Source organism: Micromonospora sp. AB353 (assembly GCF_049538395.1).
GTDB lineage: Bacteria > Actinomycetota > Actinomycetes > Mycobacteriales > Micromonosporaceae > Micromonospora > Micromonospora aurantiaca.
The window spans coordinates 1-14,214 of the sequence record NZ_JBMVFV010000116.1; the positions used below are offsets into that span (position 1 = coordinate 1).

Annotated in this window: 2 protein-coding genes; both read left to right on the forward strand. The window is 75.4% G+C overall.

Annotation, left to right across the window (positions count from 1 at the left end; all coding sequences use genetic code 11):
* Window positions 1-2,221 (forward strand): SDR family NAD(P)-dependent oxidoreductase (locus ACPCK6_RS27730; protein ID WP_423482674.1); only part of this gene is annotated, 2,221 nt, incomplete at its 5' end.
* A 26-nt stretch (window positions 2,222-2,247) separates the two neighbouring features.
* Window positions 2,248-14,214 (forward strand): type I polyketide synthase (locus ACPCK6_RS27735; protein ID WP_423482675.1); only part of this gene is annotated, 11,967 nt, incomplete at its 3' end.

A 14,214-nucleotide genomic window follows, 5' to 3' on the forward strand; every position in this document is an offset into this window, starting at 1 on the left:
GCGGCGGGTGGACCTGCCCACGTACGCCTTCCAGCGGGAGCGGTACTGGCCCGAGCCGGCGAACCGGCCGCGGCAGACGGCGACCCACGGCGGTGACGCCGACTTCTGGAACGCCGTCGAACGCGGCGACCTGAGCGCCCTCGCCGCCCAGTTCGGCGACGACGGCGCCGCCCTGGACGCCCTCACCCCGGCCCTGCCGGTCCTGTCGACCTGGCACCGGGCGCGTACGCAGCGGGCCGTCCTGGACGCGTGGTCGTACCGGGTCGGATGGAAGCGCGCCGACATCACCGCCGGCCCGGCGCGGCCCGGCGCGTGGCTGCTCGTGACGGCGCAGGACGACCTGGCGGACGGCACCCGGGCGGAGGCGGTCACCAAGGCCCTCGCCGAGGTCGGCGCCGACGTGGTCCGGCTCACCGTCGACCCGGCCGGCACCGACCGGGCGGCCCTCGCCCGGCGGCTGGGCGACGCGCTGGCCGACGGTCCCGTCACCGGCGTGCTCTCCCTGCTCGGCCTCCGCGACCAGCCGCACCCCGCCCACCCGGCCGTGCCGGTCGGGACGGCCGCCACGCTGCTGCTGCTCCAGGCGCTGCACGACACCGGGGCGACGACCCGGCTGTGGTGCCTGACGCAGGGCGCGGTCAGCACCGGCGACGGGGACACCGTGCACGCTGCCGTCCAGAGCGGGCTCTGGGGCCTGGGGCTCGTGGCGGGCCTGGAACACCCCCACCTGTGGGGCGGGCTGGTGGATCTGCCCGAGCAGGCCGACGCGACGGCCTGGGACCGGCTGGCGCGGGTGGTGACCGGCGCCGGCGACGAGGATCAGCTTGCCGTACGCCCCTCCGGGGTGTTCGTCCGTCGCCTGGTCCGCTCGGCGCCCGCCGCCCCCGACACGGCGCAGCGGTGGCGGCCGTCCGGCACCGTGCTGGTCACCGGCGGCACGGGCGCGCTGGGCGCGCACGTGGCCCGCTGGGCGGCGGCCAACGGGGCGGAGCACGTCGTGCTGACCAGCCGCCGCGGCGGGGACGCCCCGGGGGCCGTGGAGCTGCGCGAGGAGCTGATCGCCCAAGGCGTACGGGCGTCGGTCGTCGCCTGCGACGTCGCCGAGCGCGACCAGGTGGCGGCGCTGCTGGCCCGCCTCGACGAGGATCCGGCGCCGCTGACGGCCGTGGTGCACGCGGCGGGCGCCGGCGAGTCCGGGCTGATCGCCGACACCGACCTGGCCGCGTTCGCGGGCGTGCTCGACGGCAAGGTGGCCGGCGCGCTGCACCTGGACGCCCTGCTCGGCGACCGGCCGCTGGACGCGTTCGTGCTCTTCTCCTCCATCGCCGGGGTGTGGGGCAGCGGCGGGCAGTCCGCGTACGCCGCCGGCAACGCCTTCCTCGACGCGCTCGCCGAGCAGCGGCGCGGCCGGGGCCTGGCGGCGACGTCCGTGGCCTGGGGACCGTGGGCCGACGGCGGCATGGCCACCGGCGAAGCCCAGCGGATGCTGGCCCGGCGCGGCCTGACCGCCATGGCGCCGGTCGACGCCGTGCACGCCATGCGGTACGCCGCCGGCCTGCCCAGGGCGGCGCTGACCGTGGTGGACGTCGACTGGGCGGTCTTCGCCCCGGCGTACGCCTCGGCCCGCCCCCGGCCGCTGCTCGACGACATCGCCGAGGCCCGGGAGGCGCTGCACGCCCACGCCGTGGAGCAGCAGCCCGGCGGTGCCGCCGACGCCCTGCGGGAGCACCTGCTCACCCTGCCCCGCCCCGAGCGGGTCCGGCACCTGGTCGACCTGGTCCGTACCCACGCCTCGGCCGTGCTCGGCCACGCGGGAACGGACCGGGTCAAGCCGCAGCGGGCGTTCAAGGAACTCGGATTCGACTCGCTGACGGCGGTCGAGCTGCGCAACCGACTGACCGGCGTCACCGGCCTGTCGCTGCCCGCGACCCTCGTCTTCGACTACCCGAACCCGGCCGTGCTCGCCGAGAACCTGCTCGACGGCCTGCTGCCCGAGGCGGCGCAGGCGGACGACGGCGACCCGGCGGAGGCGGCCGTCCGGCAGACGCTCGCGGCGATCCCGCTGGCCCGCCTCCGTGAGGCCGGGCTGCTGGACCTGCTGCTCAACCTCGCCGACACCGACGGCGACGACGGTGACGAGTCCACCGACGAGGACCTGGACCTCGACGACCTCGACACCGACGCCCTCGTCAGGCTGGCGCTTGACGGAACCGATTCCTGACCGTTGTCCCCAGTACGGAGCTCATGATGTCTACGTCCGCAGACAAGGTCGTCGAGGCGCTTCGCGCGTCGCTCAAGGAGACGGGCCGCCTCCGTCAGCTCAACCAGCAGCTGACCGCCGCCGCCAGGGAGCCGATCGCGATCGTCGCGATGTCCTGCCGCTATCCGGGTGGCGTCGCCAGCCCCGAGCAGCTCTGGGACCTGGTGGCCTCCGGCGGCGACGCGATCGGCGGCTTCCCGACGGACCGGGGCTGGGACCTGGACAACCTGTACGACCCGGACGCCGACCGCGCCGGCCGCTCCACCACCCGCGAGGGCGGCTTCCTCTACGACGCGGCCGACTTCGACGCGGAGTTCTTCGGCATCTCGCCGCGCGAGGCAGTGGCGATGGACCCCCAGCAGCGGCTGCTGCTCGAGACGTCGTGGGAGGCGTTCGAGCACGCCGGCGTCGCGCCCGCCTCGATGCGGGGGCAGAAGGTCGGCGTCTTCGTCGGCACCGCCGCCAACGGCTACGGCATGGGCCCGCAGAGCGAGGCCGAGGGCGCCGACGAGGGCTACCTGCTGACCGGTACGGCCACCAGCGTCGTCTCCGGGCGGATCGCGTACGCCCTCGGCCTGGAGGGCCCCGCGGTCACCGTGGACACCGCCTGCTCGTCGTCGTTGGTCGCCCTGCACCTGGCGTGCCAGGCGCTGCGGCAGGGCGACTTCGACCTGGCCCTGGCCGGCGGCGTGTGCGTCATGGCCACCCCCGGCCCGTTCGTGGGCTTCTCCCGGCAGCGGGGGCTCGCCCCGGACGGCCGCTGCAAGTCGTTCGCCGCCGCCGCCGACGGCACGGGCTGGTCCGAGGGCGTCGGCATCCTGCTGGTGGAGCGGCTGTCGGACGCGCAGCGCAAGGGACACCCGATCCTCGCCGTGATCCGCGGCAGCGCCGTCAACCAGGACGGCGCGTCCAACGGTCTCACCGCCCCCAACGGGCCGGCCCAGCAGCGGGTGATCCGGCAGGCCCTCGCGAACGCCCGGTTGTCCACGGCCGACGTGGACGCGGTCGAGGCGCACGGCACCGGCACCGTCCTCGGCGACCCGATCGAGGCGCAGGCGCTGCTGGCCACGTACGGCCAGGGCCGCCCCGCCGACCGGCCGTTGCTGCTCGGCTCGATCAAGTCGAACATCGGTCACAGCCAGTCGGCCGCCGGCGTGGCCGGTGTGATCAAGATGGTGATGGCGATGCGGCACGGGCTCGTGCCGTCCACCCTGCACATCGACGAGCCGACGCCGAAGGTGGACTGGTCGGCCGGCGAGGTGTCGCTGGTGACCGAGGCGACGCCGTGGCCGGCGACCGACCGTCCCCGCCGGGCGGCCGTGTCGTCGTTCGGCATCTCCGGCACGAACGCGCACACCATCATCGAGGAGCCACCGACCCCGGATGCCGCCGAGCCCGCCGACGCCGGACCGGCACCCACCGTCGCCCTGCCGGCGGTGCCCGTGCTGCTCTCCGCCCGCTCCGAGGCCGCGCTCAGCGCGCAGGCGGGTCGCTGGGCCCGGTGGCTGGAGGACGACGAGGCCCTCCGCACCGTGGACGTCGGCTGGTCGTCGGTCGTGTCGCGCTCCGCGCTGGAGCACCGCGCGGTGCTTACCGCCACCGGCCGCGAGGAGTTGCTGGCCGGGCTGCGTGCCCTCGCCGCCGGGCAGCCGTCCGGCGCGCTGGTCGCCGGGCAGGCCGCCGACCGGGGTCCGCTCGCGGTGCTCTTCTCCGGTCAGGGCGCGCAGCGTGCCGGCATGGGCCGGGAGTTGTACGCGGAGTTCCCGGTCTTCGCCGCCGCGCTGGACGAGGTGTGCGCACAGCTCGACGCGCTGTTGCCGCGCCCGCTCAAGGAGGTGCTGTTCGCACCCGAGGGTTCCGCCGAGGCGGAGCTGCTGGACCGGACGGTGTTCACGCAGGCGGGTCTGTTCGCGGTCGAGGTGGCGTTGTTCCGCCTGGTGGAGTCGTTCGGCGTGGCCCCCGACCTGGTCGGCGGTCATTCGATCGGCGAGGTCACGGCCGCGCATGTGGCGGGGGTGTTGTCGCTGGCGGATGCGTGTGTGTTGGTGGCGGCGCGGGGCCGGTTGATGCAGGCGTTGCCGGCCGGTGGTGGGATGTTGGCCGTTGCGGCGGCTGAGGCCGATGTGCTGGCGACGCTGGACGGCTTGACCGGTGTGGGGGTCGCGGCTGTCAACGGGCCGACGTCGGTGGTGGTCTCCGGTGAGGTGGAGGCGCTCGACGAGGTGGAGCGGGTCTGGCGTGGGCGGGGTGTGCGTACGCGCCGGTTGTCGGTGAGTCATGCGTTCCACAGTCCGTTGATGGAGCCGATGCTGGATGAGTTCCGGGTGGTCCTGGACGGGCTGACGTTCGAGGCGCCGGCGTTGCCGGTCGTGTCGAACGTGACCGGTGCGCCGGCTGACCTCGACGAGATCCGTAGTCCCGACTACTGGGTGCGGCACGTGCGGGAGGCGGTGCGTTTCGCCGACGGGGTCGCCGCGCTGCGCGCCGCCGGGGTGGACACGTTCCTGGAGATCGGCCCGCGCAGCGTCCTGACCGCCATGACCCGGGACGTGCTGAGCGGGCGAAAGCCGGCGGACGCCGACGACGACACCCCGGTCGTCGCCGTACCCGCCCTGCGCGCCGACCGCCCCGAGTCGCGGGCCCTGCTCGCGGCCCTGTCCGAACTGCACGTCAACGGAACACCCGTCGACTGGGCGGCCCTCTACGCCGGCACCGGAGCGACCCCGGTCGCCCTGCCCACGTACGCGTTCCAGCGGCAGCGCTACTGGCCCGAGCAGATGCCGGCCTCGGCCACCGGCCCGGTCAGCCCGGACGTGGTGGACGTCGAGTTCTGGTCGGCCGTCGAGCGCTCCGACGTGGCGGCGCTCGCCGCGCAGTTCGGCACCGACGGGGCGGGCGTCCTGGCCCCGGCCCTGCCGGTCCTGTCGTCCTGGCGCAAGGCGCGGCTGCGGGACGCCGTCGTCGACGGCTGGTCGTACCGGGTGGTGTGGAAGCGGACCACCCTCCCCGCACCGCTCACCCCGCCGGGACGCTGGCTGCTCGTGGAGCCCGCCGACGACGCCGCCACGACCGAGTGGGCCGGGGCGCTCGCGGGGGCGCTGAGCGCCGCCGGCGGCGAGGTGTCCCGGCTGGCGGTGGACCCGCTCGCCGAGCGCGACCAGGTGACGTCGCGGCTGGCCGGCGCCGTGGGGGACACCCCGTTCACCGGGATCGTCTCCCTGCTGGGCCTGCTGGAGCGACCCCACCCCGGCCAGCCGGCGGTGCCGCTCGGCACGGCCGCCACGATGACGCTGGTGCAGGCCCTGCACGCCGCCGACATCGCGGCACCACTGTGGATGCTCACGCGGGGCGCTGTCGGCACCGGCGACACCGACCCGGTGCGCAGCGTCGCCCAGGGCGGGCTGTGGGGCCTGGCCCGGGTCGCCGGGCTGGAACACCCGCAGCTCTGGGGCGGCCTGGTCGACCTGCCGGACGCGCCCGGGCGCGACGGCTGGGACCACGCGGTGGGCGTCCTGACCGGGGGCGGCCACGAGGACCAGGTTGCCGTGCGGCCCTCTGGCGTCTTCGTGCGGCGCCTGGTGCGCGCCACGCCGGCGGCCGTCGGCACCGTCGACCGCTGGCAGCCGTCCGGCACCATCCTCGTCACCGGCGGCACCGGGGCGCTCGGCGCGCACGTGGCCCGCTGGGCGGCGGCCAACGGCGCCGAGCACCTCGTGCTGACCAGCCGCCGCGGCGAGCACGCCCCCGGGGCGGCCGAGCTGCGCGACGAACTGACCGCGCTCGGCGCCCGGGTGAGCCTGGTCGCCGCCGACATGGCCGACCGCGCCCGCGTCGAGGCGCTGCTGCGCGACGTCGACGCCGACCCGGCGCCCCTGACCGCGGTGGTGCACGCCGCCGGGGTGGGCCAGCTGAACATGCTCGTCGACACCGACCTCGCCGGCCTGGCCGGGGTGCTCGACGGCAAGATCGCCGGCGCCGTGCACCTGGACGAGCTGCTGGGCGACCGACCGCTCGACGCGTTCGTGCTGTTCTCCTCGATCGCCGGCATCTGGGGCAGCGGCGGCCAGGCCGCGTACGCCGCCGGCAACGCCTTCCTCGACGCCCTCGCCGAGCGGCGCCGCGCCCGCGGCCTGACCGCCACCGCCGTGGCGTGGGGCCCCTGGGCCGACGGCGGCATGGCCAGCGGCGAGGGGCAGGAACTGCTGGCCCGCCGCGGCCTCAGCCCCATGTCGCCGGCCCAGGCCGTGTACGCCCTGCGCAGCGCCGTCGGCCGGGCCGGGCCGGCGGTGACCGTGGCGGACGTCGACTGGTCCCTGTTCACCCCGGCGTTCGCCGCCGCCCGCGCCCGCCCCCTGCTCGACGACATCGCCGAGGCGCGCGACGCCCTGCGCGTGGTCGACGCGGAACCGGAGGGCACCGGCGGCGGCGGGCTGCGGCAGCACCTGCTGACGCTGCCCCGAGCCGAGCAGGACCGCCACCTGACCGAGCTCGTACGCACGCACACCGCCGCCGTGCTCGGCCACTCCGGCACCGAACTGGTCAAGGCCAACCGGGCGTTCAAGGAACTCGGCTTCGACTCGCTGACCGCCGTCGAGCTGCGCAACCGGCTCGGCGCCGCCACCGGCCTCACCCTGCCCACCACCCTGGTCTTCGACTACCCGAACCCGGCCGCCCTCGCCGACCACCTGTCGGCGACGCTGCGCCTGCACGAGGTCGAGACCGTCACCGCCTGGGGCCCCGCCGGGCCGGTCGACGACGACCCGATCGTCATCGTCGGCATGAGCTGCCGCTACCCGGGCGGCGTGGCCAACCCGGACGACCTGTGGGAGCTGGTCGCCACCGGGCGCGACGGCATCAGCGGCTTCCCCGACGACCGCCACTGGGACATGGGCCGGCTGCTGGCCGTCGACGCCGACGGGCAACCCGTCTCACACACCCGCGAGGGCGGCTTCGTCGACGGCGCCACCACATTCGACCCGGGCTTCTTCGGCATCTCGCCGCGCGAGGCCGTCGCCATGGACCCGCAGCAGCGCCTGCTGCTGGAGGCGTCCTGGGAGGCCATGGAGCAGGCCGGCATCGACCCGGAGGAGCTGCGCGGCAGCCGGACCGGCGTCTTCGTGGGCGCCTCCCCGTCGGGCTACGGCACCACCGACACCCCGGCCGAGCTGGCGGGCTACCAGCTCACCGGCGGCGCGCACAGCGTCATCTCGGGCCGGGTGTCGTACACCTTCGGGCTGGAGGGCCCGGCGGTGACGGTCGACACCGCCTGCTCGTCCTCGCTGGTGGCTGTGCACCTGGCCGCCCAGGCGCTGCGCGGCGGCGAGTGCGACATGGCCCTGGCAGGCGGCGTCACCGTCATGGTGACGCCCGGCGCCTTCGTCGAGTTCTCCCGCCAGGGCGGCCTCGCCCCGGACGGGCGCTGCAAGTCCTTCGCCGCCGACGCCGACGGCACCGGCTGGTCGGAAGGCGTCGGCGTGCTGCTCGTCCAGCGCCTCTCCGACGCCCGGCGGCAGGGCCGCCAGGTGCTCGCCGTGCTCGCCGGCAGCGCCGTCAACCAGGACGGCGCGTCCAACGGTCTCACCGCCCCCAACGGCCCCGCCCAGCAGCGGGTGATCCGGCAGGCCCTCGCGAACGCCCGGTTGACCACGGCCGACGTGGACGCCGTCGAGGCGCACGGCACCGGCACCGTCCTCGGCGACCCGATCGAGGCGCAGGCGCTGCTGGCCACCTACGGCCAGGGCCGCCCCGCCGACCGGCCGCTGCTGCTCGGCTCGATCAAGTCGAACATCGGCCACAGCCAGGCCGCCGCCGGCGTCGCCGGCATGATCAAAATGGTGCAGGCGATGCGGTACGGCCTGCTTCCACGGACCCTGCACCTCGACGAGCCGACCCCCCACGTGGACTGGTCCGCCGGCGCGGTCTCCCTGCTCACCGAGGCGCGCCCCTGGCCGGCGGTGGACCGGCCCCGCCGGGCCGCCGTGTCGTCGTTCGGCATCAGCGGTACGAACGTGCACCTGATCCTGGAGCAGCCACCCACGCCGACCGACGCGGACGAGCCGGCCGACGGCGACGAGCCGGTCACCGGTGACGAGCCGTCCCGGATGCCGGCGGTGCTGCCGCTGCTGCTGTCGGCCCGCGACGCGGCCGGGCTGTCGGCGCAGGCCGGCCGCTGGGCGCAGTGGCTCGGCGGCACCGGGGCCCCGCGCCCGCTCGACGTGGCGTGGTCCTCGGTGGCGTCGCGCTCCGTACTGGAGCACCGGGCCGTCGTGTCCGGGGCGAGCCGGGACGAACTGCTGGCGGGCCTCGAAGCCGTGTCGGCGGGCGAGGTCTCGGCCGGCGTGCTCACCGGCCCGGGCGGCCAGCGCGGCCAGCTGGCGCTGCTGTTCTCGGGTCAGGGTGCGCAGCGCGCCGGGATGGGTCGCGGGTTGTACGCGGTCTTCCCGGTGTTCGCCGCCGCGCTGGACGAGGTGTGTGCGCACCTGGATCCGTTGTTGCCGCGTCCGCTCAGGGAGGTGCTGTTCGCGTCGGAGGGTTCCGTCGAGGCGGGGTTGCTGGATCAGACGGTGTTCACGCAGGCGGGGTTGTTCGCGGTCGAGGTGGCGTTGTTCCGTTTGGTGGAGTCGTTCGGGGTGGTGCCCGATGTGCTGGCTGGTCATTCGATCGGTGAGGTGACGGCGGCGCATGTGGCGGGTGTGTTGTCTCTGGCGGACGCGTGTCAGTTGGTGGCGGCGCGGGGCCGGTTGATGCAGGCGCTGCCGACCGGTGGCGGGATGCTGGCCGTAGCCGCCGACGAGGCGGCCGTGGCGGAGTCGATCGCGGGGCTGACCGACCGGGTCGGTATCGCGGCGGTCAACGGGCCTACCGCTGTGGTGGTGTCGGGTGCCGTTGACGCGTTGGACGAGGTGGAGCGGGTCTGGCGGGAGCGGGGTGTGCGCACTCGCCGGCTGACGGTGAGCCACGCGTTCCACAGTCCGCTGATGGAGGCGATGCTCGACGAGTTCCGCACGGTCCTGCACGGCCTCACCTTTGCCACGCCGCTGCTGCCGGTCGTGTCGAACCTGACCGGTGCCCTGGCCGGCGACGAGATCCGCACGGCCGACTACTGGGTGCGGCATGTGCGGGAGGCCGTGCGCTTCGCCGACGGGATCACCGCCCTGCGGGCTGCCGGTATCGACACGTTCCTGGAGGTCGGTCCGCAGAGCGTCCTGACCGCTATGAACGCCGACGTGCTGCCTGATGACGAGGCCGTGCTGGCGGTGGCGGTGCAGCGCCGTGACCGTCCGGAGGTGCAGGCGTTGCTGCACGCCCTGGCCGAGTTGCACGTGCACGGCGTGCCGGTGACCTGGACGCAGTGGTTCGCCGAGACCGGCGCACGGCGGGTCGACCTGCCCACGTACGCGTTCCAGCACCAGCGCTACTGGCTGCCGCCCACCGGCCAGTCCGCCGACGTCTCCGGGGCCGGCCTCGGCGTGGCGCGGCACCCGCTGCTCGGCGCGGCGGTGTCGGTCGCCGGCGAGGACATGGTGGTGCTGACCGGCCGGCTGTCGGTGTCGACGCACCCGTGGCTCGCCGACCACATCGTCTCCGGCGCCGTGGTGGTGCCGGGCACCGCGCTGGTGGACCTCGTCGTCCGGGCGGGCGACGAGGTCGGCGCGTCCCGCGTCCGCGAGCTGACAGTGCTCGCCCCGCTCGTGCTGCCCGCCACCGGCGGCGGGGTACGGGTCCAGGTCCGGGTCGGTCCCGTCGACGGGACCGGCAGCCGCTCGGTGACCGTGCACTCCCAGCCCGAGGACGACTCCGAGTCTGGCTGGACCCGGCACGCCGACGGCCTCGTCGGCGTCCCCACTGCCGACGAGCCCACCCTGGGCGCCTGGCCGCCACCCGGCGCGTCCGAGGTGGACGTCACCGGCTGGTACGCGACGGTCGCCGAGCACGGGCTCGCGTACGGGCCGGTCTTCCGGGGCCTGCGCCGGGCGTGGACCGCCGACGGCGAGGTGTTCGCCGAGGTCGGCCTCCCCGACGAGGTCACCGGTGACCCGGCGGGCTTCGGGGTGCACCCGGCGTTGCTGGACGCCGCCCTGCACCCCGTCGGACTGCTGCCCGCCGACCAGTCGGGCGGCGGGCCCCGGGTGCCGTTCGCGTTCGAGGGTGTGCAGGTCCACGCCGTCGGCGCCCGGACGCTCCGGGTCCGCCTCACCGCCTCCGGCAACTCGGTGCGGCTGGTCGCCACCGACGAGACGGGCGTGCCCGTGGTGTCGGTGGACTCGCTGACGCTGCGCGAGATGACCGGCCTGGCGGCCGCGCCGGACGAGGCGTACCGATCCCTGTTCGAGGTCTCCTGGCAGCCCGAGCAGATCGCCGCGCCCGACGGCGCGTACGGCTGGGCCGTACTCGGTGACCGCCCGCTCGACGGCGCGCCGCAGCTCCCGGCGTACGCCGGCGTCGCCGCTCTGACCACGGCGGCGACGGACGGCACCGCCCCGGCGGCGCTGCTGCTACCCGTCACCCCGGCGACCTCCGGGACGGACGTGCCCGACGCGGTGCGCTCCGTCACGACGGACGTCCTCGGCGCGGTGCAGGCGTGGCTGGCGGCCGAGCCGCTGGCGGACTCGCGGCTGGTCGTCGTGACCCGCGGCGCCGTGGCCACCGGCGCCGACGACCGCGTCAGCGACCTGGCGGGGGCGGCGGTCTGGGGCCTGCTGCGCTCGGCCCAGTCGGAGCACCCCGGCCGGCTCGTGCTGGCCGACCTGGAACCCGGCGCCGACCTGGACGCCGACCTGCTGGCTCTGCTCGCCGCAGCCGCCGACGACCCCGCCCTCGGCGGGCAGGTCGCGGTGCGTTCGGGCACGGCGTACCTGCCGCGGCTGGTCCGCGCCACGGGCGCCGCGCGGACCCCGGCGACCCTCGACGGGGGAACCGTCCTCGTCACCGGCGGCACCGGATCGCTGGGCGCCCTGGTGTCCGAACACCTCGTCACCGCCTACGGCGTGCGTTCGCTGGTGCTGGCGTCCCGGCAGGGCCCGGCGGCCCCCGGAGCCGACGAGCTGGTGCGGCGGCTGGCCGCGCTGGGCGCGACCGCCCGCGTGGTCGCCACGGACGTGACCGACCGCGAGCGCGTCGGCGAGCTGGTCCGGTCCATCACCGCCGACGACCGCCTGGCCGGGGTGGTCCACACCGCCGGCGTCCTCGACGACGGCATCGTCAGCGGGATCACCGCCGACCGGCTGGCGGACGTGCTGGCCCCGAAGGTCACGGCAGGCTGGTGGCTGCACGAGGCGACCGCCGAGCTGGACCTCGACCTGTTCGTGCTCTTCTCCTCCGTCGCCGGGGTGCTCGGCTCTCCCGGCCAGGCCGCGTACGCGGCCGGCAACGCCTTCCTGGACGCCCTCGCCGTGCTGCGGGCGCAGCGCGGGCTGCCCGCCGTCAGCCTCGCGTGGGGCATGTGGGACACCGACGGCATGGCCGCGTCGATCAACGACACCGACCGGGCACGGGTGACCCGGGCCGGTCTGGTCCCGATGACCGCCCCGGTCGGGCTCGGGCTGTGGGACGCCGCCCTGACCCACGGCGGCGCGGCGCTGGTGCCGGCCGTTGTCGACCTGCCCGCCGTGCGGGCGCAGACCGCCGCCGGCCGGGTGCCGGTGATGCTGCGGGGCCTGGTGGGACCGGCCGCGAAGCGTCGCCGCTCCGGCACCGGCACGTGGGCCGACCGGCTGGCCGGCCTCGACCCGCAGGAGGCGCGTACGCAGGTGGCCCTGCTGGTGCGCGGGATGATCGCGCAGGTGCTCGGCCACGGCGGCGCCGAGGCGGTGCCGGCGGACCGGGCGTTCCGGGAACTGGGCTTCGACTCGCTGACCGCCGTCGAGCTGCGCAACCGGATCAACAGCGCGAGCGGACTGCGACTCACGTCGACGCTCGTCTTCGACTACCCGACCCCCGCCGCCCTGTCGGAGCACCTGTACGAGCAGCTGTCCGGCCAGGTCGCCGAGCAGCAGCGGGCCGTGCGGGCGACAAACGTCGACGAGCCGATCGCCATCGTGGGCATGGCCTGCCGCTACCCGGGCGGCGTGACGAACCCGCAGCAGCTGTGGGACCTGGTCGCCGCCGGCGCCGACGGCATCGGCGAGTTCCCCACCGACCGGGGCTGGGACCTCGACCGGCTCTTCCACCCCGACCCGGACAACCCCGGGACGTCGTACACCCGCCACGGTGGCTTCCTGTACGGGGCCGCCGAGTTCGACCCGGACTTCTTCGGCATCTCGCCGCGTGAGGCGATCGCCATGGACCCGCAGCAGCGACTGCTGCTGGAGGCGTCCTGGGAGACGTTCGAGTCGGCCGGCCTCGACCCGTCGCGGCTACGTGGCAGCCGGACCGGCGTCTTCGCCGGGCTCATGTACCACGACTACGCCTCCGGCGTGCAGGATCTGCCCGAGGGCGTGGGCGGCTACCTCGGCACCGGCACCTCCGGCAGCGTGCTGTCCGGCCGGGTGGCGTACACCTTCGGCCTCGAAGGCCCGGCGGTCACTGTCGACACGGCGTGCTCGTCGTCGCTGGTCGCGCTGCACCTCGCGGTGCAGGCACTGCGCGGCGGCGAGTGCGATCTCGCCCTGGCCGGTGGCGTGACCGTCATGGCGACGCCGGGCACGTTCATCGAGTTCTCCCGCCAGCGGGGCCTGTCGACCGACGGTCGCTGCAAGTCGTTCGCGGCGTCGGCCGACGGCACGGGCTGGTCTGAGGGCGTCGGCGTGCTGCTCGTGCAACGACTCTCCGACGCGCAGCGGGAGGGCCGGCGGATCCTGGCGGTGGTACGCGGCAGCGCCGTGAACCAGGACGGTGCGTCGAACGGGCTGACGGCCCCCAACGGCCCGTCGCAGCAGCGGGTCATCCGGCAGGCCCTGGCGAACGCCCGGCTCACCACCGCCGACGTGGACGCCGTCGAGGCGCACGGCACCGGCACGACCCTGGGTGACCCGATCGAGGCGCAGGCCCTGCTGGCGACGTACGGGCAGGACCGGCCCGCCGACCGGCCGCTCTGGCTGGGCTCGGTCAAGTCGAACATCGGCCACACCCAGGCCGCCGCCGGGGCAGCCGGCATCATCAAGATGATCATGGCGATGCGGCACGGGATGCTGCCGTCGACGCTGCACGTCGACGAGCCGTCCCCGCACATCGAGTGGAGCGCCGGGGCGGTCTCCCTGCTCACCGAGGCCCGCGACTGGCCCGCGGCAGGCCGGCCCCGTCGCGCCGCGATCTCGTCGTTCGGCGTCAGCGGCACGAACGCGCATGTGATCATCGAGCAGCCGCCCGCCGAGGTGGAGCCGACCCGGGGCGAGGGCACGCCGACGCCCACCGCCGGGCAGTTGCCGTCGCCAGTGCTGCTGTCGGCCCGCTCCGAGGCTGCCGTCGCCGCCCAGGCGGAGCGCTGGGCCCGCTGGATCGCCGGCGACGAGGAACTGCGCCCCCTCGACGTCGGCTGGTCGTCGACAGTCAGCCGGGCCGTCATGGAGCACCGCGCGGTGGTCACCGCGACGGACCGGGACGAACTGCTGGCCGGGCTGCGCGCCCTCGCCGACGGTGAGCCGGCCGCCACCCTGGTCACCGGCACGGGCGCGACGCGTACGCAGATGGCCGTGCTCTTCTCGGGCCAGGGCGCGCAGCGCGCCGGGATGGGCCGGGAGTTGTCCGTCCTGTTTCCCGTGTTCGCGACCGCGCTGGATGAGGTGTGTGCGCAGCTCGATCCGTTGTTGCCGCGTCCGTTGCGGGAGGTGCTGTTCGCTGAGGCGGGCACCGCCGAGGCGGGGTTGCTGGACCAGACCGTGTTCACGCAGGCCGGGTTGTTCGCGGTCGAGGTGGCGTTGTTCCGTCTGGTGGAGTCGTTCGGGGTCGTGCCGGACGTGGTGGCTGGTCACTCGATCGGTGAGGTGACGGCGGCGTACGTGGCCGGGGTGTTGTCT